The 26,342-nt window shown below is 66.4% G+C and carries 24 protein-coding genes; 16 read left to right on the plus strand and 8 right to left on the minus strand.

Features of this window, described 5'->3' with window-relative positions:
• Positions 1 to 282: 282 nt before the first annotated feature.
• The 3 genes from ACU0DV_RS00095 to ACU0DV_RS00105 all read right to left on the minus strand — a co-directional run bounded on the left by ACU0DV_RS00095 (position 283) and on the right by ACU0DV_RS00105 (position 2,804).
• Entirely contained in the window at positions 283 to 1,191 is a 909-nt protein-coding gene (locus ACU0DV_RS00095) for a LysR family transcriptional regulator (protein WP_446240520.1), read from the minus strand.
• A gap of 102 nt (positions 1,192 to 1,293) precedes the next feature.
• A complete protein-coding gene (locus ACU0DV_RS00100; protein WP_446240521.1) occupies positions 1,294 to 2,571 on the minus strand; it encodes an NAD(P)/FAD-dependent oxidoreductase in 1,278 nt (425 codons plus the stop codon).
• The gene (locus ACU0DV_RS00105) at positions 2,568 to 2,804 is read right to left on the minus strand and encodes a hypothetical protein (RefSeq protein ID WP_446240522.1); all 237 of its coding nucleotides are present in this window, start codon (positions 2,802 to 2,804) and stop codon (positions 2,568 to 2,570) included. Before ACU0DV_RS00105 ends, ACU0DV_RS00100 begins: the two co-directional genes overlap by 4 nt.
• Positions 2,805 to 2,899: 95 nt before the next feature.
• Here ACU0DV_RS00105 and ACU0DV_RS00110 point away from each other — a divergent pair, with 95 nt between their 5' ends.
• From ACU0DV_RS00110 to ACU0DV_RS00145, 8 genes are all read left to right on the plus strand, one after another.
• Positions 2,900 to 3,805, plus strand: a complete 906-nt coding sequence (locus ACU0DV_RS00110; RefSeq protein WP_446240523.1) for a LysR substrate-binding domain-containing protein — start codon at positions 2,900 to 2,902, stop codon at positions 3,803 to 3,805.
• Positions 3,806 to 4,351: 546 nt separating this feature from the next.
• Positions 4,352 to 5,851 carry an ABC transporter substrate-binding protein gene (locus ACU0DV_RS00115; RefSeq protein WP_446240524.1) on the plus strand — a complete coding sequence of 500 codons (1,500 nt, stop codon included), beginning with the start codon at positions 4,352 to 4,354 and terminating at the stop codon, positions 5,849 to 5,851.
• A gap of 56 nt (positions 5,852 to 5,907) precedes the next feature.
• The gene (locus tag ACU0DV_RS00120) at positions 5,908 to 6,849 is read left to right on the plus strand and encodes an ABC transporter permease (RefSeq protein WP_446240525.1); all 942 of its coding nucleotides are present in this window, start codon (positions 5,908 to 5,910) and stop codon (positions 6,847 to 6,849) included.
• A complete protein-coding gene (locus tag ACU0DV_RS00125) occupies positions 6,849 to 7,709 on the plus strand; it encodes an ABC transporter permease (protein ID WP_100931551.1) in 861 nt (286 codons plus the stop codon). The genes ACU0DV_RS00120 and ACU0DV_RS00125 overlap by 1 nt, the downstream gene beginning before the upstream one ends.
• 3 nt (positions 7,710 to 7,712) lie before the next feature.
• Entirely contained in the window at positions 7,713 to 8,828 is a 1,116-nt protein-coding gene (locus tag ACU0DV_RS00130) for an amidohydrolase/deacetylase family metallohydrolase (protein WP_446240526.1), read from the plus strand.
• Positions 8,825 to 9,820, plus strand: a complete 996-nt coding sequence (locus ACU0DV_RS00135; RefSeq protein WP_446240527.1) for an ABC transporter ATP-binding protein — start codon at positions 8,825 to 8,827, stop codon at positions 9,818 to 9,820. The genes ACU0DV_RS00130 and ACU0DV_RS00135 overlap by 4 nt, the downstream gene beginning before the upstream one ends.
• The gene (locus ACU0DV_RS00140) at positions 9,817 to 10,776 is read left to right on the plus strand and encodes an ABC transporter ATP-binding protein (protein ID WP_446240528.1); all 960 of its coding nucleotides are present in this window, start codon (positions 9,817 to 9,819) and stop codon (positions 10,774 to 10,776) included. Before ACU0DV_RS00135 ends, ACU0DV_RS00140 begins: the two co-directional genes overlap by 4 nt.
• Positions 10,766 to 11,287, plus strand: a complete 522-nt coding sequence (locus ACU0DV_RS00145) for a RidA family protein (RefSeq protein ID WP_100931555.1) — start codon at positions 10,766 to 10,768, stop codon at positions 11,285 to 11,287. Before ACU0DV_RS00140 ends, ACU0DV_RS00145 begins: the two co-directional genes overlap by 11 nt.
• Here ACU0DV_RS00145 and ACU0DV_RS00150 read toward each other — a convergent pair.
• Positions 11,278 to 12,060, minus strand: coding sequence for an IclR family transcriptional regulator (locus ACU0DV_RS00150; RefSeq protein WP_254698524.1), 783 nt, complete (start codon positions 12,058 to 12,060; stop codon positions 11,278 to 11,280). The genes ACU0DV_RS00145 and ACU0DV_RS00150 overlap by 10 nt on opposite strands.
• A gap of 68 nt (positions 12,061 to 12,128) precedes the next feature.
• Between ACU0DV_RS00150 and ACU0DV_RS00155 the strand changes: the two genes are divergently transcribed.
• Complete coding sequence (locus ACU0DV_RS00155) at positions 12,129 to 13,346, plus strand: aminotransferase class V-fold PLP-dependent enzyme (RefSeq protein ID WP_446240529.1); 1,218 nt, start codon at positions 12,129 to 12,131, stop codon at positions 13,344 to 13,346.
• 164 nt (positions 13,347 to 13,510) lie between these two features.
• On the opposite strand, the gene ACU0DV_RS00160 is transcribed toward ACU0DV_RS00155, so the two are convergent.
• The 4 genes from ACU0DV_RS00160 to ACU0DV_RS00175 all read right to left on the minus strand — a co-directional run bounded on the left by ACU0DV_RS00160 (position 13,511) and on the right by ACU0DV_RS00175 (position 18,450).
• Complete coding sequence (locus ACU0DV_RS00160; RefSeq protein ID WP_370314014.1) at positions 13,511 to 14,278, minus strand: IclR family transcriptional regulator; 768 nt, start codon at positions 14,276 to 14,278, stop codon at positions 13,511 to 13,513.
• A gap of 130 nt (positions 14,279 to 14,408) precedes the next feature.
• Positions 14,409 to 15,494: an extracellular solute-binding protein gene (locus ACU0DV_RS00165; RefSeq protein ID WP_446240530.1), complete on the minus strand. Its 1,086-nt coding sequence runs from the start codon at positions 15,492 to 15,494 to the stop codon at positions 14,409 to 14,411.
• A 47-nt stretch (positions 15,495 to 15,541) separates the two neighbouring features.
• Positions 15,542 to 17,317, minus strand: a complete 1,776-nt coding sequence (locus ACU0DV_RS00170) for an ABC transporter permease subunit (RefSeq protein ID WP_446240531.1) — start codon at positions 17,315 to 17,317, stop codon at positions 15,542 to 15,544.
• Positions 17,314 to 18,450: an ABC transporter ATP-binding protein gene (locus tag ACU0DV_RS00175; RefSeq protein WP_446273440.1), complete on the minus strand. Its 1,137-nt coding sequence runs from the start codon at positions 18,448 to 18,450 to the stop codon at positions 17,314 to 17,316. Before ACU0DV_RS00175 ends, ACU0DV_RS00170 begins: the two co-directional genes overlap by 4 nt.
• A gap of 229 nt (positions 18,451 to 18,679) precedes the next feature.
• Between ACU0DV_RS00175 and ACU0DV_RS00180 the strand changes: the two genes are divergently transcribed.
• The 7 genes from ACU0DV_RS00180 to ACU0DV_RS00210 are packed head-to-tail and all read left to right on the plus strand — an operon-like array spanning position 18,680 to position 26,337.
• Complete coding sequence (locus tag ACU0DV_RS00180; RefSeq protein ID WP_446240533.1) at positions 18,680 to 19,501, plus strand: CoA transferase subunit A; 822 nt, start codon at positions 18,680 to 18,682, stop codon at positions 19,499 to 19,501.
• On the plus strand, positions 19,498 to 20,259 hold the full coding sequence (locus ACU0DV_RS00185) for a CoA-transferase (protein ID WP_446240534.1): 762 nt from the start codon (positions 19,498 to 19,500) through the stop codon (positions 20,257 to 20,259). Before ACU0DV_RS00180 ends, ACU0DV_RS00185 begins: the two co-directional genes overlap by 4 nt.
• Positions 20,260 to 20,284: 25 nt before the next feature.
• Positions 20,285 to 21,481 carry a CaiB/BaiF CoA transferase family protein gene (locus tag ACU0DV_RS00190; protein ID WP_446240535.1) on the plus strand — a complete coding sequence of 399 codons (1,197 nt, stop codon included), beginning with the start codon at positions 20,285 to 20,287 and terminating at the stop codon, positions 21,479 to 21,481.
• Between the two features lie 3 nt (positions 21,482 to 21,484).
• Complete coding sequence (locus ACU0DV_RS00195) at positions 21,485 to 22,558, plus strand: 2-hydroxyacid dehydrogenase (protein WP_446240536.1); 1,074 nt, start codon at positions 21,485 to 21,487, stop codon at positions 22,556 to 22,558.
• Between the two features lie 11 nt (positions 22,559 to 22,569).
• Positions 22,570 to 23,247: a class II aldolase/adducin family protein gene (locus tag ACU0DV_RS00200; RefSeq protein ID WP_446269824.1), complete on the plus strand. Its 678-nt coding sequence runs from the start codon at positions 22,570 to 22,572 to the stop codon at positions 23,245 to 23,247.
• A 4-nt stretch (positions 23,248 to 23,251) separates the two neighbouring features.
• Positions 23,252 to 24,769 (plus strand): FGGY family carbohydrate kinase, encoded by a 1,518-nt coding sequence (locus ACU0DV_RS00205; protein ID WP_446240538.1) that lies wholly within the window; start codon positions 23,252 to 23,254, stop codon positions 24,767 to 24,769.
• Positions 24,766 to 26,337: an acetolactate synthase large subunit gene (locus ACU0DV_RS00210; RefSeq protein WP_446240539.1), complete on the plus strand. Its 1,572-nt coding sequence runs from the start codon at positions 24,766 to 24,768 to the stop codon at positions 26,335 to 26,337. The genes ACU0DV_RS00205 and ACU0DV_RS00210 overlap by 4 nt, the downstream gene beginning before the upstream one ends.
• The last annotated feature ends 5 nt before the right edge of the window (positions 26,338 to 26,342 follow it).

Raw genomic sequence — 26,342 nt, forward strand, 5'->3', positions numbered from 1 at the left:
ACGCCGCTCCAAGGAGGCCCGCAAAGCCAGCCAGGGCTGCGATACATGAGGTCTCCGCCCTGTCAGGCTTTGCTTCCCTCAGCGCCCAGGTGGGACATTTCTACTTTGCGGAACAAGAGACATTTCAACTTGGTTGCAACAGCGCCCCCTCAGCGGCGCATTCAAATTTGGGTTGGGACATCTCCGCTGTCTTGCTGGAAACAACGAGAACGGAGATGCCCCACACAGAGCTGGATTTGCGTGCAAAGCGCACCATCGAAGACCCGTTGGCCGGTTTGGGCACTACCCTCGGGCCAGCGGGCGGAACTGGACCTGTTCCACAAGCCAGTCGCAGAACGGCTTTACCTTTTCCTCGCGCCCTTCAGGGATCACCATGTGGTAGGCTTTCTGCGTTGCATGGGGCGCATCCAGAACGACCTTCAGCTCGCCGTCGGCGAGCTCCTTCTCGATGAGGTATCGGGGCAGAAGCGCATACCCGAGACCGGCCTTCGCCGCCTCAATGGTGAGCGTGAACTGGTCGAAGGTATGAGCGATGCGCGTAAGGGGCGCGTCGACCCCGCAGCGCCCGAACCAGTCCGACCAGAGGTTTGGGCGTTCCGACAGAACCAGTTTGGGCGCTTCGATCAGGTCTTCGGGCGCGGAGTCATGCGTCTGCCGCAGTGCGCCGCCCACGACCGGAACGACGATTTCGCTGCACAGGTAGATGCACCGGGCCCCCGGCCAGTTCGGGTCGCCGAAGTGTATCGCGAGGTCGCATTGCTCGGCGGCCAGGTTGAACAGGCCCTTTCTCGTGGTGATGTCGAAGCTCGTGTTCGGGGCCTTGCCGATGTAGTCGGCCAGACGCGGCGCAAGCCATCGCTGGGCAAAGGTCGGCAGAGCGTTGATGGTCAGCAGCGTGTGGCCCGCGTCGGCGGCCTTGGCGTGACGCATGGTGACCTCGGCCATGCGCAGAAGCTGTGTGACCTCCCGAAGAAACGTCTCGCCGGTCGGTGTCATGATGACCCGGCCACGGACCCGCTCGAACAGGGGATGGCCGATCTGCTCTTCCAGTTCGCGGACCTGACGGCTGACAGCGCTTTGCGTCAGGGCGAGCTCGTCTGCGGCGCGGGTGAAGTTGCCGTGGCGCGCGGCGCTCTCGAACGTCTGCAACAGGCGCATGTCGGGAAGCTCCCGCCGAGAAAGGGTGGTCATGTCCGCTGCTCCGTCTGACTGGAAGCGCCTTGGCAACACGGGCGCCGTTCCCGTCATACCTCGAAACCTACCCGATGGAGGAATGCAAGCGTCACGATGGGCTCACCCCATGAGGCCGGGCCGGGTTGCATGGGTCAGCGACGCACCGAATTCGTAATAGGCGCCCATCAACTTCTTGAAGCGTTCGGCGTACTTGCGGACAACCGGCAACGGCAGTGCGTCGGGACCTTCCCCCAGAAGCGCCTTGGCCGCAGCCGTGCCGATGACGGTGCCGGGGCAAATGCCCCGTCCGGAGTAGCCGAAGACGGCGTAGGCGTCGGGGCCGAACTCGACGACCTTCGGAATATGGTCCCGGGTCATCGCGATTTTGCCCCGCCAGTGGTGCTCGAATGGGACGTCGCCCAGATCGGGGTACAGGCGTTGCAACTTGCGGCGCGCCCATCGGGCATGGATCTGCGCGGCTGGGCCGTCGGTGTTTCCCATGCCTCCAACGATGAGCCGGCCGCTTTCGTCCGTGCGGATCGACGACATGACCAGTGCGGTGTCCCAGCATCCCTCGCGCCCGGGCAGGACCTTTGCCCGCTGCGCTTCGGTCAGCGGTGCCGTGGCGAATTGACAGTAGTTCACCACGACGTATTCCGGCGCATAAGCGCCTTCGGCCAGCGTGTGGTAGGCGTTCGTCGCAAGAAGCAGGCGCGGCGCGGTGACCACCTCGCCATTGGCATGGACCCGCCAGGACTTCCCTGCGCGTTCGACCCGGGTGACCGGGCTGTTCTGGTAGATCTGCGCCCCCAGTCCGAGGGCGGCCCGGGCCAGACCGTTGCAATAGGCCCGGGGCTGCACCGTGCCCGCCCTCGGATCCAGAAGCGCGCCGTGAAATTCGGTGCTGCCCGTGCGCCGGATCGTTTCGTCCCGATCGAGGAGCTGCAGAGGCGCCCCGAAGCGGTTGCCCTGTCGAAAGCGGTTCTCGAGGTCGCGGAAACCGCCGGGTGCATGCGCCAGATGCAGGGTGCCGTTCTGAACGGCTTCACAGGCGATCGCGAATTCCTGCACGAGGGAAAAGACCGTCGCGGGGCCTTGGCCCAACTCTTCGATCAGCCGCGTGCCCGCAGCCTCACCCATCGTTGCCACGACATCGTCCGGCGGCAGCCACAGCCCGGCATTCACCAGACCGACGTTGCGGCCGGAGCCGCCATGGGCAATCGTTTCGGCTTCGAGCACGATCACCGACGCACCTGACCGCGCGGCCTGAAGCGCGGCCGAGCAGCCGGTGAAGCCGCCACCGATCACCACGAGATCGGCCTCTTTGCCGGACGATAGCCGGGTCTCGGGGATGCCCTCGCCGTTCGTGTGTTCCCAAAGAATTCCTGCCGTGCTCATTGGGCTGTTCCCTTTGCCAGCGGCTGTTTCTGATCGACGGCCGGTTTCACGGCAGTCAGGCGAAATCGGTTGTCCATGTCGCAGGGCAGGACCACCGACGTGCTGTTGCACAAAAGGACGGTGTTCTGTCCCGAGGCGCTCAGCTTTGCGGCGCGGTCCGAAAGCTGAACGATTTCGGAAATCTCCAACGAATGAGTTCTCTGCGCGCGGCGGAACGTCGGAACAGTCTGCATCAGAGCAAGTCTCCCATGGGATTTCATGAGAAAGTGCCGTACGGAGGCGCGTCCGAAAAGTGATTTGTGCGCACGAACCTTGGAGCTTTTGTCACATGTCGATCCCGAGACGCTTTCTTCCGACGATCAGCAGCCTGCGTGCGCTTGAGGCCGTGGATCGCCTCGGGACCGCTGTCGCGGCGGCGCGGGACCTCGACCTGACGCATTCGGCAGTGAGCCGTCAGCTGAAGAGCCTGGAGGATCAGCTGGGCGTGAAACTTCTGATCCGCGAAGGCAAGGGGCTGCGCCTGACCTCGGCGGGGCGCAGCTACGCACGGTCCGTGCGGGACTGTCTGGCCGACCTCGCGCAGGCCAGCTTGCAGCTGCGTGCCGCGGGCGACCGAAATGCCCTGAGCCTGGCGATCCCGCTGACCTTCGGGCTCTATTGGCTCGATCCGCATCTGGGGGCGTTCCTGCAAGCGCACCCGGAGGTGCACATCAACCGGACCACGCGGAACAGCCCGTTCGATTTCGCCGCGGAGAAATTCGACGCGGCGATTCATTTCGGCACCGCGGACTGGCCGGGGGTCGAATTTCTTCCGCTCGCGCGCAATCGCCTTGTGCCGGTCGCGCGCCCGGACACGGCCCTGCCCGATACGGTGACCCCCGCCGATCTCCTCCGGATGCCCTTGCTGCACCTGTCGAGCCGGCCGGGCGCCTGGGAAAGCTGGTTCCTGCAGCAGGACGTGGCGCCGGGCCACCTGCGCGGCGCGCTGTTCGACCAGTTCCTGTCGCTTGCCAACGCGGCGACGTCGGGCCTTGGCGTGGCGCTCCTGCCGGATTTCCTCGCCGACCGGGAGCTTCAGTGCGGCCGGCTGGTGCAGGTGGGTCCGGCCTTCGAAGATCCGGGGAGCTTTTACTACCTTGTCTGGCCCCAGGAGGCCGAGCCAAGTGGCGAGCTGAGGTTGCTGATCGAGTTCCTGCGGCGGCGCAGCGATGTTCGGCCTGCCGAGAGCGCCTGAAACACGTATTGTGATGGGCCGGAATTTTTGAAGCGCGCCCGGATTGAGGTTCCCCTGAGAGAGGGCCGTTTCCCTCACGACTGCACCTGACGCGACCTGCAGCGGCACCTGGTCCGGGGCAATCCCGCTCTGTCGAGGCGGTGCTGATCTTTCGGCGCTTTTCGGGATGGGACGGTGTCGTCGGGCGGCTTCAACAGCGAAGGTTGTTGGCGAGAGTCGGCTTTCGAGATGGGTCAGAAGCTGTCCGTCGGTCTGAATGAACGGCAGATCGCCGCGTCCGACAGGGCCCGGGAAGCCGGGACGTCAGGGCGCCACGAAGAGCGCGGGCCAGTGGCGCAAAACAACGTGGTTCGATCAATAAACCAAGGCCTTTCATCCGCGGCATACAACCTCGATGGTCATCCTTGGCTGATGTTGGCCGCACCTGTTTTCTGGTTCGCCCAATCCCGCTATGATCTCCAGTTATGGAGTATAGTTGACTGCTGTGTACTGATTCCGACCTTATGAGGGGACAAGAACAAATCAAACAACCCAGGGAAAAACGTCATGATCCACCGTTCCAGACTCTTCCTGACCGCCGCTGCCACGGCGCTTCTTGCCGCGCCGCTGAGCGCCGAGACGCTCGATGTGGCCATCATCGGTGAGCCGGATACATTCGATCCGATGGTGTCCACGAAGGACGTCGTCAGCATCGTCACGCAGCACTTCGTGGAAACGCTCTTTACCTTCGACGACACATGGTCGGTCGTGCCTCTGCTGGCCGCCGACATGCCGGAGATCAGCGAGGACGGCCTGACCTACGTGATCCCGCTGCGCGAAGGCGTGACCTTCCATGACGGGTCTTCCATGGACAGCGCCGACGTGAAGGCGTCGCTCGACCGCTGGCTCGAAGTGGCGAGCCGGGGCAAGGGCATCGCCGACAAGGTCTCTTCCGTCGAGGCGACCGGGCCGAACGAGATCACCCTGACGCTCTCGACGCCCTATGCGCCCTTGATGTCGCTCTTGGCCTTCTCGAACTCTGCCGCCGCGATCTACCCCGAAGAGATCATCGCGCCCGAGATCGAGACCGTGATCGGCACCGGCCCCTACAAGCTGGAGGCGCATCAGCCCGACCAGTACACCCAGCTCGTCCGCTTTGACGGCTACACCCAGCCGACCGGGGCCGCCGAGCGCGCGCAGACGCCGGACGAGATCCGCTTCATCCCGGTGCCGGATGGCAACACCCGCGTCGAGGGTCTGCTCTCCGGGCAGTTTGCCTATGCCGACGGGCTGTCGACCGAGGCCTACGACCGCATCGCGGAGTCGGAAGGCGCGGAGCCGGTGCTGCTGGAGCCCTTCGGCTGGCCGGTCTTTGCGATCAACCACAAGAAAGGCCTGATGACGGACCTCACGATCCGCAAGGCCGTGCAGGCCGCCCTGCCCTTCGACGACATGCTGTTTGCCGCCTTCGGCGACGAAAAGTTCTTCCAGACCGACGGCGCGATGTACCCAGAGGGCTGGGCGTGGCGGTCGGATGCCGGTGTCGAGCTGTACAACCAGAACGACCAGGAGAAGGCCAAGGGTTACCTCGAAGAGGCGGGCTATGACGGTGCGCCGCTGCGCATCCTGACCTCGCGCCAGTACGAGTTCCACTACCAGATGGCCGAAGTCGCCCGCATGGCGCTTGAGATGGCTGGCTTCACCGTCCAGATGGACGTGGTGGACTGGGCGACGCTGGCGCAGAACCGCGACAACCCGGACCTGTGGGACATCTACATCACCCACTCGCCCTTCCTGCCGGAACCGGCGCTGACCTCCTCCTTCTTCGCCACAGCGCGTGAGGGCTGGAACAACCCGGACAAGAACGCGATCCTCGACCGCTTCACTTCGGAAAGCGATCCGGAGAAGCGCAAGGCAGTCTTTGCAGAGCTGCAGCAGATCGTGCTGGAAGACGTGGGCCTGATCAAGGTCGGCAACTTCAACGCGCTGCAGGGCAAGGCAGCGGGTCTGGAAGGCGTCGCGCCCTCGCCGTGGCCGGCCTTCTGGAACGCGAAGATGGCCGAGTGACCTGACAATCGGCCGGTCCCTTGCGGGGCCGGCCATTCCAGCCGGAACAAGAACACATGCGCAGATATCTGGCCAACCGCTTCGCAGGCATGATCGTGGTGATCTTTCTCGTGCTCACCATCGCCTTCGTGCTCGTCCGTCTCGCCCCGGGCGATCCGGCAAGCCTCATGCTCGGCCCCGATGCCACGCCCGAGGAAGTCGACGACCTGCGCGTCCGGCTTGGCCTCGACCGTCCGATCACGGTGCAATACTTCACCTTCCTCGCCAACGCCATGCAGGGCGACCTCGGCACCTCGCTGTTCTTCGACCAGCCGGTGGTGCAGGTGCTGGCGGACCGTGCGGAGCCTTCGATCTTCCTCGCGCTCTTCTCCCTCGTGGTGGCGCTGGTCATCGCGGCACCCATCGGCATCTGGGCCGCCTACCGGCGCGGGTCGGCCGGGGACCAGATATCGGTGACGTCTGCCATGCTTGCGGCCTCGGTCCCGTCCTTCCTGACCGGCCTGCTGTTCCAGCGGTTCCTGGCGACCGACCTCGGCTGGTTCCCGGTCTCGGGCTATGGCGGACCGGAGGCGGATTTCGCGACCCGCATGGGCCACCTGGTCCTGCCGGCCATCACGCTCGGCATCACCAATTCCGCGCTGATCCTGCGGTTCACCCGTGCCTCGATGCTGGACATTCTGGGCGAGGATTACGTGCGTACCGCCCGCGCCAAGGGCATGACCGAGCGCCGCGTGGTCCTGCGTCACGCGCTGAAGAATGCGGGCATCCCCATCATCACCGTGGTCGGCCTGACCTTTGCTCTGCTGGTGTCGGGTGCCGTGGTGACGGAGCGGGTGTTCAACCTGCCGGGCATGGGCAATCTCGTGGTCAACGCGGTGCTGCGGCGCGACTACCCGGTGATCCAGGGGACGCTGATCGTGGTCGCGGCGCTTTATGTGCTGGTGAACCTCGCCACCGATCTTCTTTACCTCGTCGTCGACAAACGGGTGAAATACTGATGAGCGGTTCCCTCTCCGAAGCGCCCCCGGGGCTCATGCGGCAACTCTCGGCGCGTCCCTCCGTCATGGGTGCGCTGGTGGTGTTCGTCCTGATCGTGCTCGCCTGTTTCCTTTTGCCCACGCTCGGGATCACCGAGATCGGCGGCATGTCCGTGCGCAGCCGCCTCTCGGCGCCCGGAACCGGCGGATACGTCCTTGGCGCCGATGCCTTCGGACGCGATCTGCTGGGCCGGCTGCTTGTCGCCGGCCAGACCTCGCTCATGATCGGCCTCGGTGTCGCGGTCCTGTCCACGCTGCTTGGCGTGATCCTAGGGCTTGTCGCCGGGTTCTTCCGCAAGCTGGACACCGCGCTGTCCCGGCTGATCGACGCGATGATGGCCTTCCCCGACATCCTGCTTGCGCTGTCGCTCGTGGCGATCTTCGGCGGCACCATGGGCAACGTCATCCTCGCGCTCTCCGTCGTCTACACGCCGCGCATCGCCCGTATCGTGCGGGCCTCCACCCTCGTCATCCGCGAACTGCCCTTCGTGGAGGCGGCCCGCGCCCTTGGCACCGGGACGCCCGCGATCATGCTGACCCACGTGCTGCGCAACATCCTCTCGCCGATCCTCGTGCAGGCCACCTTCATCTTCGCCTATGCCATGCTGGCGGAGGCGGGCCTCAGCTTCCTCGGCGTTGGTGTCGATCCCAAGACGCCGACCTGGGGCATCATGGTCAACGAAGGGCGGCAGTTCATCGACAACGCCTTCTTCCTCATCCTCTTCCCGGGCATCGCCATCGCGCTTTCCGTCCTGTCGCTCCAGATCGTCGGAGACGGCCTGCGCGATGCGCTCGATCCCAGACTTGCCAAGGAGACCTGACTTATGGCGCTCACCCTGACCAACTTCCGGGCCACCGGTTTCGACCGGGTGCCGGAGGCGATCCATGTCGCCGATGACGGCACCGTGGCGGCTTCTGCCATTGCTGACGCCGAGGTGCTCGACCTGAACGGCGCGTATCTCTCGCCGGGCTGGTGCGACCTGCACGTGCACGTCTGGCACGGTGGCACGGACATCTCCATCCGCGCGTCGGAGGCAGGCCGCCCCACCGGGGTCACCGCCATGGCCGACGCAGGGTCGGCGGGCGAGGCGAGCTTCCACGGGCTGCGCGAATACGTGATCGAGCCGCAGTCCGAGACCATCAAGGCCTTCCTCAACATCGGCTCCATCGGGCTTGTCGCCTGCAACCGCGTGCCGGAACTGATCGACTGGCGGTCGATCGACATCGACCGGACGCTGGAGGTGATCGAGGCCAACCGCGACGTGATCTGCGGTATCAAGGTGCGCGCGTCGGGCGTCATCGTGGGCAGCTGGGGCATCACCCCCGCCAAGATCGCCAAGCGCGTGGCCGAGATGACCAACCTGCCGCTCATGGTGCACGTGGGCGAGCCGCCCCCGCTGATCGACGAGGTGTTCGAGATCCTCTCGCCCGGCGACATCGTCACCCACTGTTTCAACGGCAAGCCCGCCGGGTCGATCCGCGACACCGAAGCGCTGTTCCGCATGGCGCAGGACCTCGCGGCGCGCGGCATCCTCATGGACATCGGCCACGGCGGCGCGTCGTTCAACTTCAAGACCGCCCGCGATTCCATCGCCGACGGCCTGCGGCCCTTCTCGATCTCGACCGACCTGCACAAGCATTCGATGGCGAGCCCGGTCTACGACATGGCGACGACGCTCTCGAAACTGCTGGCCGTGGGGCTTCCGTTCGATGACGTGATCGAGGCCTCGACCAACGCGCCGCGCTCCGTGCTGGGCCTGTCGGGCAAGGACGGGCTGACCCCGGGGATGCGCGCGGACTTCACCGTCTTCGACCTCGAGGACTGCGCCATCGACGTGCTGGACAGCCAAGGCAATGCCATGGTGATGGACAAGGTCTTCGAACCGCGCGGCACCGTGCTGGGCTGCGATTTCCAGCAGGCGGCGCGCAGGCTCCCATGACCGAACCGATCCTGACTGTCGACGGGCTCACCGTCGCCTTCGGCAAGGGGCGCCGCGAACTGACCGCCCTGCGCGACGTCAGCTTCAGCCTCGCGCGGGGGCAGACGCTGGCGCTGGTGGGCGAAAGCGGTTCGGGGAAGTCGGTGACCTCGCTGGCGCTGATGGGTCTGCTGCCGCCCTCGGGCCGGGTCGTGTCGGGCGACATGCGGTTCACCACGCGGGACGGGGTGAACCACGACCTGAACAGGCTCAGCCAGGCAGAGCGCCGGGCCCTGCGCGGTCCCGGCATGTCGATGATCTTCCAGGAGCCGATGAGTTCGCTCAACCCGCTGTTCACCGTCGGCGACCAGGTGGGGGAGATGCTGCTTCTGCACGAGGATCTCGACAGCAAGGCGATCCGCAAGCGGACCATCGAGATGCTGGACCTCGTGGAGATCCCCGGCGCGGCGCAGCGGGTGGATTCCTACGCGCACGAGCTTTCGGGCGGGATGCGGCAGCGCGTGATGATCGCCATGGCGATGATCTGCAACCCGGCGCTGCTGATCGCGGATGAGCCGACCACCGCGCTCGACGTGACGATCCAGGCGCAGATCCTCGACCTGATGCGACGCCTGCAGAAGGACATGGACATGACGATCCTGTTCATCACCCACGACATGGGCGTCGTTGCGGAAATGGCGGACGAGGTAGCCGTTATGTACTCGGGCACGGTGGTCGAACAGGCGGGCGTGGATGCGCTCTTCGATGCGCCGCGTCATCCTTACACGCAAGGGCTGCTGCACTCGATCCCGCACCCCGACCCGAGGGTTCAGGACCGTCTCGTGCCGATCCCCGGTTCGGTGCCGCCGCTCTCCGCCCGCCCGCCCGGCTGTGCCTTTGCGCCACGCTGCGCCTTTGCCCAGGACGCCTGCATGTCTCCGGTCCCGCTGGAGACCAAGGCCCCCGGCCACCGGTCCGCCTGCATCTTAGACCACGCGGGAGAAGCCGCATGAACCCGCTTGTCAGCCTGCGCAACCTCACGAAGCGGTTCCAGACCGGCTCCGGCACCGTCCACGCGGTCGAGGACGTGTCGCTGGACATCCCGAAGGGCGCGATCATGGGCCTCGTCGGCGAGAGCGGTTCCGGCAAGACCACGCTGGGCCGGACATTGCTGCGCCTTGTGGAACCGACCTCCGGGCAGGTGATCTTTGACGGGCAGGACATCACCGCCCTGCCCCCGCGCGAGATGCGCGAGATGCGCCGCCGGATGCAGATCATCTTCCAGGACCCGGTGTCCTCGCTCAACCCACGCCTCAAGGTCGGCGACCTCGTTGCCGAAGGGCTGAAGGCCTTCGATATCGGCACGCGGCGCGAACGGCGCGACCGTGTAGCCGCCCTGCTGGAGGAGGTTGGCCTGTCGGCCGACCACATGGACCGCTATCCTCATGCCTTCTCAGGCGGTCAGCGCCAGCGCATCGGCCTTGCCCGCACGCTCGCGCTCGAACCGGAGTTCATCGTGGCCGACGAAAGCGTCTCTGCGCTCGACGTCTCGATCCAGGCGCAGGTGCTGAACCTGCTGCTCGACCTGCGGGAAAAGCGCAACCTGACCATGCTGTTCATCGCCCACGACCTGTCCGTGGTGAATTACCTCTGCGACCAGGTGGCGGTGATGTATCTCGGGCGGCTGATGGAGGTGGGTCCGGTAACCGACGTGCACCGCGCCTCCGGCCATCCCTATACCCGCGCGCTCAATTCCGCGATTCCGCTGCCCGATCCGCGCGCGCCGCGCGACCGCGTGGCACTGCAGGGCGATATCCCGAGCCCGCTCTCGCCGCCCTCTGGCTGCGTCTTCCGCACGCGCTGTGCCTTTGCCGAAGAGAGCTGCGCGCGCGGAACGCCCGAGGCCCATGCGCTCGCCCCAGATCACCTGACCTATTGCAAGATTCCCGAGGTACGACATGTCCAGTGAACCCGCCACCCTCTCTGAAACCCCGGGCGCGGAGACACCGGAAGCGCGTCTGCACAGCCTGAACCTCGGCCTGCCTTCGCGTGCACCTACGCCCATCGGCGCCTTCACCAATGTGCGCGTGGCGGCGGGGCTCATCTATGTATCGGGCCAGGGCCCGGTGGAGGCGGACGGGACGCTCCGGCGCGGCAAGGTCGGCTCCGAAGTCACGGCTGAGGAGGCGCGGACCCATGCCCGCCTCGTCGCCATCAACATTCTCGCCGCGTTGCGCGACCACCTGGGATCGCTCGACCGGGTCAAGGGTGTGGTGAAACTGCTCGGCATGGTGAATGCCGATCCGGATTTCGAACGCCATCCCTTCGTGATCGACGGCGCATCAGACCTGCTTGGCGAGGTTTTCGGCGCTTCGGGCGTGCATTCGCGTTCCGCTTTCGGCGTGGGATCTCTGCCCAACCGCATCACGGTCGAGGTTGAGGCGATCTTCGAACTGGCCCCCGAGCAGGGTCAGCCGTGACGCAGGCCAAGCGCCTTTTCGACGTCCCGGGCCGCCGCCCGCACCTCGCGGGCCACCATCTCGAACTTCTCTTCCACCCGGTGCTTGGGCATCACCACGGAGAGGGTCAGCCGGCATTCGCCGTCGAAGTCCCGGATCGGCGCGGCGATGCAGGCGACCTGGTCTTCCGACGTGTCGATCTGCACCGAGAGTCCGTCGAGGAAGTCCTTGCGGCTGATCTCCGACAGGCGCTGCGGGTCGGTTTCGGCAAGCCCGGTGGACGACGGCCGCGCGCAGGCACGGAATACCTCGAGCCGCTTGGCGTCGGGCAGGTGCCCGATCAGGAGCCGTCCGGAGGCCGTCCAGTTCAGCGGAACCCGGGTGCCGACGTCGGAGGTGACGCGGAAAGGTCCGGCGGAGCCTTCGGCCATGGCAACGACCTGCATCATGCCCTCGTCGCGGGCGCATATCTGGACCATCTCGCGGACGCGTTCGTTCAGCGCGAACATCGCGCGTTCCGCCTCGCCAAACGCGTTCATCCGGGCGCGGTAGGTCAGCCCGTAACGCATCAGCCGCGGTCCGAGCCAGACGCGATCGTCCGAGGTGCGCGTCAGCATCGCCCGCTCGATCAGTTCGTCCACGATCTTGTAGACCGTCGAGGGCGGCGCGCCGCTGGCCTTCGCCAGTTCGTAGCCCGTCATCGGCCCGTGCCGCTCGGTCAGGATGTCGAGGATCTGCAGCGCGCGGTCGAGGCCGCTGGTGCGTGTGCGGCGGGGTTCGGGCGTGTCGCTCATACGGATCTCCATGATTGGGGATCATAAATCATAACTATGGAATACTGCGCAAGCTGAAAGGGTGTCCCATGCGGAAGAACGAAGAATACGGGGTGGACTGGAGCTGGCACGATGCCAACGGGCTGGGCCGCGTGGTCAATGTCTCGGGGACGATGACCTCGCTTGGCGGTTCGGTGACGAGCAAGAGGGTGGCCGAGGCTACGGCGGCGGTCATGCCGCGCTTCGTCAAGATGCATGAACTGCAGGCGCGGGCGTCCGAGGTGATCGCACGGCTGACCGGCGCCGAGGCGGGTTTCCTGACGGCCTCCGCCAGCGCGGGGATCACTCTTGCCATCGCCGGGTGCCTGACCGGGCTCGACCCTGCGAAAGTCGAGGCGCTGCCGCTGGAGCCGGGCCCGGACAATGGCGTGGCGGTGCAGATGGGGCATCTGTGCGAATACGGTGCGCCGGTGGCGCAGGCCGTGGCACTGGCTGGCGGCAAGCTGCATATCGTCGGTCAATCGACCCTGACCCGCGATTACCAGCTCGAAGCGGCGCTCGAAGGCGCCTGTGCCGCGCTCTACGTTGTCTCGCATCACGTGGTCGATTACGGGATGATGCCGCTCGACCGCTTCGTGGAGATCTGCCACGCAAAGGGCGTGCCGGTGATCGTCGATGCGGCCTCCGAATACGACCTGACCGGGATGCTGGCCAAGGGCGCGGACATCGCGATCTACTCCGGGCACAAGTTCCTCGGCGGTCCGACCTCGGGCATCGTCGCCGGGCGGCGGGATCTGGTGCGCGCGGCCTACCTGCAGAACATCGGGATCGGGCGCGGGATGAAGATCGGCAAGGAGAGCATCGCCGGCGCCATCGCCGCGATGGAGCAATGGCTGGAGCGCGACCATGCCGCCGTCCGGGCCGAGGAGACCCGGGCGCTGGAGATGTGGCAGGCGGCCTGCGCCCTGCCCGGCATCACAGCCCTGCCCCTGCCGGATCCCACCGACAACCCGCTCGAACGGCTGCGGGTTTTCGTCGATCCTGCAAAGGCGGGCGCCTCGGCCGCACAGTTCGCGGTGGCCTTCGGCCGGCTCGATCCGCCCATCGTGGTTCGGGGGCACGAGGTCGAGAAAGGTTACTTCGACCTCGATCCCTGCAACCTCACGCCGGGCCAGGCCGAGCTGGTGCGCGATGCGCTGCCCCGCGTCCTTTCGGCCCCGGAAGAGGCGTCGGCAATCGATGCGCGCGCCGCACATTCGGACACGCGCAACGGCGGCACGCAGTCCTATCTGGACTGGCTCTCCTGAGCCGGTTGCGGACAGCCGCTGGCGGTCTGCGCATGTGACGGCGGTGGAGGCATGGCGTGTCGAAATACGCGCCATGCCGAAGAAAGACCGAAGGGGTTGTCTAGCAGGGCGCCGGCGCTCGGCAATGCGGTTTGCCAATAGCCAGGCCCGCCAGCCGACCTTGGTCAACTCGTCGACCGGTCCGGTTCGATGTAGCCCAATGCCGCCGAAATCTTGCGGGCGGCCTCCACGACATGGGGGGCGAAGGCGTCAAGCTTCTCCTGGGTCATGCGCAGATCCGGGCCGGACACGCCGACCGCGCCCGCAAGATCGCCCTGCGGGCCGAGAACGGCGCAGGCGCAGGCCGCGATGCCCTCGCGCCATTCTCCGTGCGGGACCTGCGCAAATCCGGCGCGCCTCACCTCGTCGACGGAGCGGTACAGCGCGTCCATCGTGGTGATGGTGGTCGGGGTGAACGCCTCCAGCTTGTAGCGGAAGCGTTCAAGGTAGGAGTCCGGCATCTGGGCCAGCATCGCCTTGCCGGTGGCCATCGTGTAGGCGGGCGCCCTTTGCCCGACGTGGGTGTGCGCCCGGATGTGATGGCTGCTTTCGATCTTGTCGAGGTAGACGACATCGGTCTCGTCCAGGGTCGACAGGTGCACCGTCTCGCCGGTCAGCGCGGCCAGCCGTTCCATGGCGGGACGTGCGACACTGGTCAGGTCGATGCGACGGATCACCTGGCTGCCGAGCTCCCAGATCTTGGTCGTCAGCTCGTAACCGGAATGCCTGGGGTCCTGCCGCACGTAGCCGTGCATGGACAGCGTGGTCAGGAGCCTGTGGACGTTGCTCTTGGTCAGCTCGAGCTCTGCAGCCAGTTCCGTCACGCCGCGCGGTCCGTCGCTGTAGGCCAGTGCCTCGATCAGCCGAAGCCCCTTGATGAATGCCTTGTCCATGTCCCCCACTTCGTCTTCTGGCCGGTCCCTGTCGGGCAGGTGTCCGGTCCGCAGCACCATGCCAGCAGGCGGCCTTGCAAGGCAACGGCCGCAGTTTCACCCGCGGCCGCCCTATTGCCGTGGCCTTTGCCTACTGCGCAAGCAGCGCGTTCAGCTGTTCCTGGCCGTATTCCTCGTTGGTCATGTCGCCGTGACCCGAGGCGGCGCCCCAGTATTCCGGGCTCCACTCGATGGCCTTCTCCATGTTCTCGGGACGGTTGGCCCAGTAGCGGCTGATCTCCGGGTCGGCCTTTTCGTAGACCAGCGAAGAGGGCAGCGCGACCGGGTAAGTCGAGGTCAGTTCCGCCGCACGTTCCGCATCAAGCCGCCAGGACAGCAGCTTCAGCGCATTCTCGTAGTTCGGAGCGCCCTTCGGGATCGAGAAGAAGTCGTAGTACACGAAACCCTCGTTCCACTCCACTTCGATCGGCGCGCCTTCGAGCGCGAGGATCGAGGTCGAGCCGGTGTAGGCCATGCACATGTCCGCCTCGCCATCCAGCAGAAGCTGCGGCGACTGCGCCGAGGTGGTCCACCACTTCGTCACATGCGGCTTGATTTCCTCCAGCTTGGCGAGCGCCCTGTCCATGTCGAGCGGATAGAGGTCTTCCTTCGCCACGCCATCGGCCATCAGCGCCGCTTCCATGTTGAAACGCGGCCATGCAGGCATGCAGCGCTTGCCCGGGAAGGCTTCGACATCCCAGAAGTCCGCCCAGCTGTCGGGCACGTTGTCGCCGCTGTAGACGTCGGTGTTGTAGACCAGCCCGACACCGATGACCTGCAGGGCCACGCCCTTGGGGCGCTTGAGGTTGTCAGGCATCGTCGCCAGCGTTTCCTTCGCCTCGTCGGAGAGCGCGTCATAGTCGATGTCGGCAAGGCAGCAGTCGCCCAGCAGCTTGGTCTCCTGGTCGAAGATGAAGGTCAAGTCCCACTCGGCCTTTCCGGCTTCGACCTGCGCCTTGATCCGCGGGCCGGAGCGGGCTTCCTGGACGGTGATCACGTCGATGCCGGTCTCGTCCTCGAAGCTGTCGTACATCACCGAGCGCAGGGCGTCGCCGTAGCTGCCGCCGGGGTCCTGCATGATCACCTCGTCCGCCGTGGCGGTCTGGACAGAGACCCCCAGCAGGGCCGTGATCGCCAGCGCCGAGGCGCCCGTCCGTCTCCAGTTGTTACCAGTCATGTCTTCTCCTCCTTCATTGATCGTTGTGGTCTTGTCGTTGTCGGTCTTCAGCGGGCCCGGGTCAGAACCGGGCGCGCCAGGATGATGCCGCCGACCACCAGCAGGACCTCGAGGGTCGAGACCACGGCGAGGACCGGGTTGAGCTGGTAGTTGATGTCCCCCCAGAGCATCAGCGGCAGGGTCTTCATCCGCGGGCTGGACAGGAACAGCGTCAGGACCAGCTCGTCGAAGGAATGCAGGAAGGCAAAGAACACCGCGGCCCCGATCCCCGGCGCGATGGCCGGGAGCGTCACGGTGCGGAACACCGTCAGGGGAGAGGCGCCATGCACCGCGGCGCTCTGTTCGAGCTGGCGGTCGACACCCTGCAGCGAGGCCGCGACGATCACCACCACGATGGGAATGCCGTTGATCGAGTGTGCGGCGGCAAGGCCCCAGTAGGTGCCCACCATGTCGAACTTCAGGAACAGGCTGTAGAGCGACAGGCCCAGCACCACGGGCGGCACGATCATCGGGCTGACAAGCAGCAGCATCAGGGTCGACTTGTGCCGGATCGTGCTGCGGACGATCCCCATGGCCGCGGCCGCGCCCAGCGTGACCGAGATCCCGGCCGAGATCACCGCGATCCCGAGGGAGTTCCAGAAGGCCGACATCCAGTTGCGGTCGGAGAAGAACTTCTCGTACCAGCGCAGCGAATAGTCGGGTGGCGGGAAGGTCAGGTAGCTGGCCTTGCTGAACGAGATGATCATGACCACGACAATCGGCAGGACCAGCGTCGCCACGATCAGGCCGCCGACGATCCGGACCGTCCAGGCTCCCCAGCGCGCATTCAGATGCCCCATCAGGCGCAGGACCGGCCAGCCGATGCGGTCGGCGGCGGTTGCCCGCAGACCTCGGGGGCGTTTCCCGGGGGTGCGGATGTGCTTGAGCTTCGGCGCGGGCTGACGGTTGCCGCCCCAGATGAACTCGAAGCCAAGGAACCGGCCCGCGACGGCCACCGTGATCAGCGTGATGACCAGAAGCACCACGGCCAGTGCCTGCAGGAAACCTTCGCCGGTGATCGTGTCTGCCTGCTGCGTGATGTGCATGGCGAACATCATGTCGCCGGGCCCACCCAGCAGGGTCGGCGTGATGAAGAATCCCAGCGCCTGGACAAAGACCAGCAGGAAGCCCGCCCCGATCCCGGGCAGGGTCAGCGGCAGAAGCACGCGCCAGAAGGCGGCCAATGGTCCCGCCCCGTTCGCCAGCGCCGCACGCAGCAGCGCAGGGTCGAGGCGCGACAGGCTGGAATAGATGCTCAGCACCATGATCGGCAGAAGCACCGCCGACATCCCCAGGAGAACGCTGCCCCGGTTGAACAGCAGTCCCAGCGGCTCGTCGAAGGCGCCGATCCAGACCGCGAACTTGTTGATCGGGCCGTTCCGTCCCAGCAGCACCATCCAGGCGTATGTGCGGATCAGGATGGCGATGAAATACGGCAGGATGATCGCCGTCGCGACGAGAACCTGGGTGATCCCCTTGGTCCGCTGGATCAGCAGCGCCGCGGGCAATCCGAAGATCGCGCAAAGCAGCGCCACGGTGAAGGCGATACGCATCGTGCGCACGAGCGAGTCGAGGTAGAGCGGCGTCGAGAAGACCCGGGCAAGGTCGGCCCACCAGGGCGCGCCTTCGACACTGGTCCGCACCAGGTCGACAAGCGGCATCAGGTACATGAAGCCCAGGAAGGCCAGGGCCGGGACCAGCAGCATGGCAGGGTCGGTCAGCCGCGCCTTCACCCGCTCGGCGACCGGGCGGCGCGGAAAGGCAGAGGCGGAAAGATCGGTCATGCGATCACCCAGCCGTCTTCGGCGCCCCAGCTGACATGCTGCACGCTGCCGATTGCCGGCAGGGCATGGCCCGCGCGGTCGGGGCATCGCACCAGAAGCAGCTCGCCGCTGTCCAGTTCGATCTCGATCCGCAAAACCTCGCCCAGAAACAGCGCCGAGACGACCCGCGCGGGGATCGTGCCCGGTCCCGAGGTGTCGGTCAGGCGCAGACGTTCTGGCCGCACGAGCACGGTGACATTGCGGCCCGTGACCTCATCCCGCGATTCCGCGCGGAACTGGTGGCCGGTGCGGGTCCGCAGCGTCAGGGCCCCCCCTTCGCGGCGCAGGATCTCGGCCTCGATCAGGTTGCTTTCACCGACGAAGCCCGCGACGAAGCGGTTGCGCGGGCGGCGGTAGATCTCTTCCGGCGAAGCGACCTGCACGATCTTGCCCTGCTCCATCACCGCGATGCGATCCGACATGGTCAGCGCCTCGCTCTGGTCGTGGGTCACGAAGAGGAACGTGCTGCCGATGGCCTGGTGCAGGGCGCGGATCTCGATCTGGATCTCTTCGCGCAGGCGGCGATCCAGCGCGCTCAGCGGCTCGTCCATCAGCACGACCTTCGGCCGCATCACGATGGCGCGCGCGATGGCGACACGCTGCTGCTGCCCGCCCGACATCTCGGAGGGCTGTTTGGACGCGTGTTCGGACAGGCGCATCATGTCCAGCGTCTCGGCCACGCGGCGATCGCTCTCGGCGCGGTTCACGCCCGCCATGCGCATCGGGAAGGCCACGTTCTGGGCGACGGTCATGTTCGGGAACAGCGCGTAGCTCTGGAAGACCATGCCGAAGCCGCGCTTGTGCACCGGCACGCCATGGATCGGCTTGCCGTCGACGACGATCCCGCCGCTGTCGATCGACTGGAACCCGGCAAGGAGGTTCAGCAGCGTGGTCTTGCCGCTGCCGGAGGGGCCGAGGAGCGTCACGAATTCCCCCGGTTCGATGTCGAGCGATATACGGTCCGCTGCCGTGAAGGCCCCGTATCGCTTGGTCACCTCGCGGATGGAAATGCTGGATCCGATTGCGCTTGAACTCATGGGTCCTGCCGCCGGCGGGTCGAGAGCCGCGATTTCTTCCTGCTGAGCCAGGGTCACCTTCACCTCCTCCGTGTTCCAAATTATAGAACATTGTATTGCCAAATATCATTCGTTCGGATTCTCGATCTGTCAATGTCTGATTTCAGGCCAAGATTTCGGGGAGAGACGGCATGTTCCGGGCCATTGACACGCCACCTGACGCCGGTCTACCTTTATTTCCGGATTACTGTTCTGAATTGTGGAACATCTTGCGCTGCGGCGCGGCAATATCGGAGAAGGGCGCCCCATGCTGAACGATCTGAAGGACATGGCGCTGCGGCTGCGCAGCGGAATGCGCATAGCCTTGCCCGTCGATTACGCCGGCGTTGCCATGGCGATGACGCGCCCGATGATCGACAGCGGCCTGCGCGACCTGCGGCTTGTCTGCGTGCCGACGGGCGGTCTGCAGGTGGATATGCTGATCGGTGCCGGCTGCGTGGCCGAGGTGGAGACCAGTGCCGTCAGCCTTGGCGAAGCGGGCGGTGCGCCCCGCTTCAATGCTGCCGTTAAGGCGGGCAGCCTCAGGGTCATCGACGCCACGTGTCCCGCGGTCCACGCGGGCCTGATCGCCGCGCAGAAGGGGGCGCCGTTCCTGTCCATCCGCGGCCTCATCGGGTCTGACGTCCTGAAGAACCGGCCCGACTGGAAGGTCATCGACAACCCCTTTTCGGACAAGCCCGACCCCGTGACGCTGATTCCGGCGATCCATCCGGACGTGGCTATCTTTCACGCCCCCATGGCTGATCGGTACGGCAACGTCTGGATCGGGCGGCGGCGCGAACTCGCAACGATGGCCTACGCCTCGGCAGAGAGCCTCGTGACCGTCGACCGCATCTACGAGGGCAACCTGCTGGAGGATGAAACCCTCGCCGCCGGAGTGCTTCCCGCCCTCTATGTGGCCGCGATCGCGCATGTGCCGCGCGGCACATGGCCTTACGGGCTGTGGGGCGAATACCCGACCGACACCGAGTCGCTGATGTCCTACGCAGCAGCCGCGCGGACGCAGGAGGGGTTCGACGCATGGATGGCAGAGCCCGCCAACTGGCAGCGAAAGGAGGTCACCGCATGACTGCCCTCCCCCGCGAAACCCTGATCTTCACCATCGCGCGCCTGCTGGAAGGCGTCCGTCATGTCGCCGTGGGCGCGTCCTCGCCAATTCCCGCAGCGGGCGCGATGTTGTGCCGGGCCCTGGCAGAGCTGGAGCGCCATGTGCGGCTTTCGATCCTCGGCTCGGCCGAGCACAACTTCTTCACCAACGGATCATGCGAACTGTTCGACTGCGCGGGCCAGGGGCGTATCGACGCGTTCTTTCTCGGCGGCGGTCAGATCGACGGGCAGGCCAACGTCAACCTAGTGGGTGTCGGCGATTATCCAACGACGAAGGTGCGCTGGCCGGGGTCCTTCGGGTCCGCCTACCTCTATTACGTGGTGCCGCGCGTCATCCTCTTCCGCGAGGAACACAGTCCCCGGGTTCTGGTCGACAAGGTCGATTTCGTCTCGGCCCCGGGCACCAGCCCGGAAGACGTCTACAGGCCCGGCGGTCCGGTCGCCCTGCTGACCAGCAAGGCGCTGTTCTCCTTCGACAAGGCGCAGGCCCGCTTTTCCCTGCAATCGGCCCACGAAGGGGAGAGCGCCGACAGCATCCGCGCCGAGACCGGGTTCGACTACGACGCGGCGGAACGGACGCCCCGGACCTCCACCCCGGATGCGCAGACGCTCGCGCTGCTGCGGGGGCGGGTGCTGGACGAGGTGTCGGAAACCTACCCCGCGTTCGCCGCCGCATGGCGGCAGGACATCGATGCACAGGCGCACTTGCAAGATGCGTGACCACGAAACGACCACGGAGACCCCGATGCAGCCACACAGTTCCCTTTCCGGCCTTCGGGTCATCGATGCCAGCCGGGTCCTGGGTGGGCCGTACTGCGGACAGATCCTCGCCGACCACGGCGCCGACGTGATCAAGCTGGAGCCGCCCGCCGGGGACGAAACGCGCGGCTGGGGGCCGCCCTTCCGCGACGGGGCGGCCAGCTATTTCCACGGGCTGAACCGGAACAAGCGCGGCATCTCCGTCGACCTGTCGCAAGAGGCCGGCCGGGAGCTTCTGCTGGAGCTGCTGGCCGACGCCGATGTGTTCATCGAGAACTTCAAGACCGGCACGCTGGAACGCTGGGGGCTGGGCACCGATGAGCTGCAGGCCCGCTTTCCCCGGCTGATCCATGCGCGTGTCTCCGGTTTCGGCGCGGACGGACCGATGGGCGGCCTGCCCGGCTACGATGCGGCGATCCAGGCGGTCTGCGGCATCATGAGCGTCAACGGAGAGGCGGGCGGCACACCGCTGCGCGCCGGTCTGCCCGTGGTCGACATGGTGACCGGCCTGAATGCGGCGCTGGGAATCTGCATGGCGCTGCACGAACGCAATGGCAGCGGCAAAGGCCAGTTCGTCGAAACCACGCTGTATGACTGCGGGGTCTCGCTGCTGCATCCCCACCTGCCCAACTATTACATGTCCGGAAAGGTGGCGCAGCCCACTGGCAATGCGCATCCCAACATCTGCCCCTATGACACCTACGCGACCGGGAGCGATCCGATCTTCCTCGCCGTGGGCAACAACCGGCAGTTCGTGAAGCTGTGCCAGACCGTCGGGGCGCCGGAGATCGCGGACGATCCGCGCTTTGCCAGCAACGCCGACCGGCTGGCCCATGCCGCGGCCCTGAAAGAGGCGCTGGAAAAGGAGATGTCGGCGCATGACGGCGAGACGCTGGCCCAGACGCTGATCCGCGCCGGGGTGCCCTGCGGTGCGGTCCGCAGCATCGATCAGGTGGTCGACGATCCCCATACGCGGCACCGGGAAATGGTCGTCGACATCGGCGCCTATCGCGGCACCGGCAGTCCGGTGAAACTGTCCCGCACGCCGGTTCGGTACCATTCCGCCCCGCCCCGCTTTGCCCAGCACACCGCCGAAGTCCTGACAGAGCGCGGCATTGACCCGGAACGCTTCCGCTCCGTGTTGCCAGGGCTGAGCGACAGCCGCACCGCCGAGGAGGTCTGAGCCATGACGACCCTGACGTCTCCCCGTCCGCAGACGAAGCCGCTGACCATCGGCGTGATCGGCGACGGCTTCATGAAGCCCGAGCAGTTCCGCACAGCTCTTGCGGCGCGCCTTTCCGACACCCCGACCGAGTTCCGGCAGATGGAGCTGGACTGGCCGCTGAAGCTGAAGTCGACCAAGCACGACCCCTCCCTGCCCGTGGCGGAATTCGTTGGAAGGCCAGAGGATTACTTCTCTTTCCTCGAAGGGCTCGACATCCTCGTCACCCATCTGGCGCCCATCACCGCCGACAGCCTGAAACATGCGCCGGACCTGCGGCTGATCGCCGTGTCGCGCGGCGGCCCGGTGAACATCGAGATGCCGGCAGCCCGGGCGCGCGGCATCACCGTGGTGAACACCCCCGGACGGAACGCCTCTGCCGTTGCGGAATTCACCGTTGCCTCGCTTTTGGCCGAGACGCGCAACCTCGTGCGTGGGCACATGGCGGTGCGCAACGGCAGCTTCAGCCGGGACTATTACCACTACGACAACGCCGGACCGGAACTTTGCGAGCTGACCGTGGGTATCGTGGGCTTCGGCGACATCGGCACCCGCGTCGCGAAGCTGTTGCAGCCCTTCGGTTGCGGCATCCTGATCTACGATCCCTTCAAGGACCTGACCCCCGAGGAACAGGCTGCCGGGTTGCGCAAGCTGCCGCTGGACGACCTCATGGCGCAGGCCGACGTGGTCACCCTGCACCCGCGCGTCACGCCCGAGACCATGGGCATGATCAGCCGCGAGCGGATCGCGGCGATGAAACCCGGCGGCTACATCGTGAACACCACGAGGGGTCAGGTGCTCGACTACGACGCGCTCTACGATGCGCTCCGCTCGGGCCATCTGCGCGGCGCGGCGCTGGACACCTTCACCCCTGAACCGCCGCCTGCCGACATGCCCCTGTTGCAACTGCCGAACGTCACTCTGTCCCCGCATATCGCCGGCGCATCGCGCTTCTCCGCGACGAAGGCGGCGACGATGATCGCCGAGGACGTGGCACGCTTTCTCGCGGGGGACCGCCCGCATCACCTGTGTACCTGAAGGACCATCCGATGACCGACGAAGAGCTGAACCTGCGTACCGAGCTGATCGAAGCCTGCCGCGCCATGAATGGCCTCGGCATCAACAAGGGGACCTCCGGCAACATCAGCGTGCGCCATGGCGACGGCTTCCTGATCTCGCCCACGGGCATTCCCTACGACCAGCTTCGGCCGGAGCATGTCGTGGCGATGAACTGGGATGCCTCCTACGAGGGGGACGTGCTGCCGTCGAGCGAGTGGCGCTTTCACCGCGACATCCTGCAGGCGCGGTCTGACCTGAACGCCGTGGTGCACACCCATTCGACCCATGCCACCAGCGTGTCGATCCTTGGCCGGGACATTCCCGCTATCCACTACGTGATCGCCGCGGCGGGGGGCGAAAGCATCCGCTGCGCGCCCTACGAGCTGTTCGGCACACAGGAGCTGGCGGACCGGGTTGTCGAAGCCTTGGAGGGCCGCCGCGCCTGCCTGATGGCGCACCACGGGGTCATCGCCGGGCACATCAACATCGCCAAGGCCCTGTCGCTGGCCGTCACGGTTGAGGAGCTCGCCCACCAGTACCTGCTGCTGCTGCCGAACGGCGAGCCTCCGGTCCTGTCGAGCGCGCAGATCGCCGAGGTGCTGGAGAAATTCAAGACTTACGGCCAGCAGAGCAAGTCCGCTGAAGCCGCCCTGCGCAAGGCGTCCTGACACCATGCGACCGCGCATCATCTTCTGTCTCGACAGCGGCACCACCTCGGTCAAGGCGGCGGCCTTCGACCTTTCGGGCCGCCTTGTGGCGGAGGTCGAACGTCCCAACGATGCGATGCGGCGGCAGGGCGACCGGGTGGAGCAGGACATGCCCCGGACGCTTGCCCTGGCGTGGGATGTGCTGCGCAGCTGCGCCAAGAAGGCAGAGGGCAGTCCGGAAGGGCTGGTTCTGACCGGTCAGGGCGACGGCCTGTGGGCGCTGGATGCCGCTGGCGCGCCCGTCGGGCCAGCCCTGACATGGCTGGACGGAAGGGCGCGCGGGATGGTGGCGGAGCTGGAGAAGGCCGTCGACCGGGTCGAGGCCATCACCGCCTCGCGCCCGACGGCCGCCGCTCAGAGCCTGCAACTGCTCTGGCTGCAGCGCCACGAACCGGACCGGCTGGCGCGTATCCACCATGCCTTGCGCCTGAAGGAATGGCTGTTCCACGAACTGACCGGACAGCTCGTCGGAGAGCCCACCGTCGTCTTGCCGCTCTGGGGCAACTGGCGCACCGGCGCCTTGTCCAGGGACGTGCAGGATGCCCTGGGGCTGGACCGCGGAATCGAACTGCTGCCCGAGATGAAGGCGGTCGGCGAGGCGCGCGCACCGCTGACCTCCGCTGCCGCCGCGCTGACGGGTCTGCCTGACGGCCTGCCCGTCCTGATGGGACCGGGCGACGTGCAGGCCACCCTGATCGGCATCGGGCTGGGCACGCGAAAGGAAGTGTCGAACGCCTCGGTCTTCGGCACGTCCGCCATCCATGCCTGCCTGCGCGCCGACCCTGACGGAATGCCGGAAACGCCGCGCGGAGCAATGATCCAGAAGTTCGTGATCGGTGAAGGTTACCTTTGCGTCCATCCGTGTTTCAACGGCGCAAGCCTGTTGTCACACCTCGCGGATCGCTTCGCGAACCTGCCCGAGCGCGTGGCGCCGACGCGTTCGGGGATTGTCCTGCACCCCTTCATGGCCCCGGGCGGAGAGCGCACGCCATGGACCGAACCGCAGGCCAGCACAGCGATCTTCGGCCTGACCTCCGCCACGACGCCCGAACAGATCGCCTGGGCCGGGCGGGAGGCGCTCTCCTTCGCCGCGCGCACCAGCCACGACATGATGGGCACGGGTGAAGGCGCGCTGGCGCTTGGCGGCGGGCTCGCCCGGGATGCGGCCTTTGCCGGGTTCCTTGCCACCGTGACAGGCCGCACGGTCCTGCGCAGTCCGACCTCCCACGCGGGTCCGCGCGGACTGGCCGCCGTGGCGGCGAAACATCTGCTGGGGGCCTCGAACGACGACATCGCCGACCTTTGGATTGGCGCTCCGGAAGAACGCGTGCAACCGGCAACCGGGCCGGAGGCGGACTATGCCCGGGCCAAATTCGACCTGTTCCGCGACACGCTCGCGGATGCCGCGCGTCACTGGACACGGCTGGCGGCGCTTGGTGCAATGAACGACCCAGACACAGAGAACGACAGGGAAATCGCATGACCATCGATACCGGCATCACCGCCAGCACCACCGGGGCGGACATTCTCTGCGAGACGCTGCTGGCCAACGGCATCGACACCTGCTTTGCCAACCCGGGCACGTCCGAAATGCACTTCGTTGCCGCGCTGGACCGGCAGCCCGCGATGCGCTGCGTGCTGGGCCTGTTCGAAGGCGTGGTGACCGGCGCGGCGGATGGCTATGCGCGCATGGCCGACAAGCCCGCGGCGACGCTGCTGCACCTCGGGCCCGGTCTGGCCAATGCGCTGGCCAACATCCACAATGCGAAGCGGGCGGGCACGGCGATGGTCAACGTGGTGGGCGATCACGCCAGCCATCACCTTGCGCTGGACGCGCCGCTGACCTCCGACATCGAAAGTCTCGCGCGCCCGATGTCCCACTGGGTCGGACGCGCCGACGCGGATTCCCTGAAGACAAAGACCGAAGAGGCCATCCAGGCCGCCCGTTCCGGCAACGGCCAGATCGCAACGCTGATCCTGCCCGCCGATGCGGCATGGTCTGAAACTGCGCCGGTTCCGGCGGTCGTGCTCGCACCGCCCTCGCCCGCCAAACCCGATCCGGATCGTATCCGCGCGGCGGCAGAGGCGCTGCGTGCCGGGCGCGAGACGACGATCCTCGTGTCCGGCAGGGCGCTCCGTGCGGACATTCTGGACATCCTCGACCGCATTGCGCAGGCAAGCGGTGCGCGGCTGATGGCCCAGCAATCCAACGGCCGGATGCAACGCGGCGCGGGGCGCATCGCGCTGGACCGCGTGCCCTACAAGGTCGACGACGCGCTGGCCTGCTTTGCCACGACGGAGCAGGTCATCCTGATCGGTGCCAAGGCGCCTGTGGCCTTCTTTGCCTACCCCGGCAAGCCCGGAAAGATGCTGCCCGAGACCTGCAAGGTGATCGACATGGCCGATGCGGCCACCGATCTGGCCGCCGCCGTTGACGCCCTCGGGCAGGAGGTCGGCATGGCCCCTGCCCCTCGCCACGTGGCGCGTGACGCCGCCCCCCTGGCCACGGGCAAACTGACGCCGGAGGCCATCGCCCTGGCGCTGGCGCATCACATGCCGGAGCAGGCGATCATCTGCGACGAGTCCGTCTCGTCGGGTCGCGACTTCTTCCGCCACGCCTATGGCGCCGCGCCCCACGAGTTCCTGCAACTGACCGGCGGCGCCATCGGCCTCGGCCTGCCCATGGCAACCGGCGCAGCCGTCGCCTGCCCGGATCGCAAGGTGGTCAGCCTGCAGGCGGACGGATCGGGCATGTATACGGTCCAGGCGCTCTGGACCCAGGCGCGCGAGGCGCTGGACGTGGTGACCATCGTCTTTGCCAATCGTCGCTACGCGATCCTGCACGGCGAACTGAAGAACGTCGGCGCCGGTGTTGCGGGCGAAAACGCCCGGAAGATGCTGGACCTCGACAATCCCGCGCTCGACTGGGTGGGCATGTCCCGCGCCATGGGGGTGGAGGCCGCAAGGGCCGAAAGCGCCGAGAGCTTCGCCGACCTGCTCAAGACGGCCTGCTCCCGCCGCGGTCCATTTCTCATCGAAGCCGTGATCTGAGACCG

Source organism: Sagittula sp. (assembly GCF_052825245.1).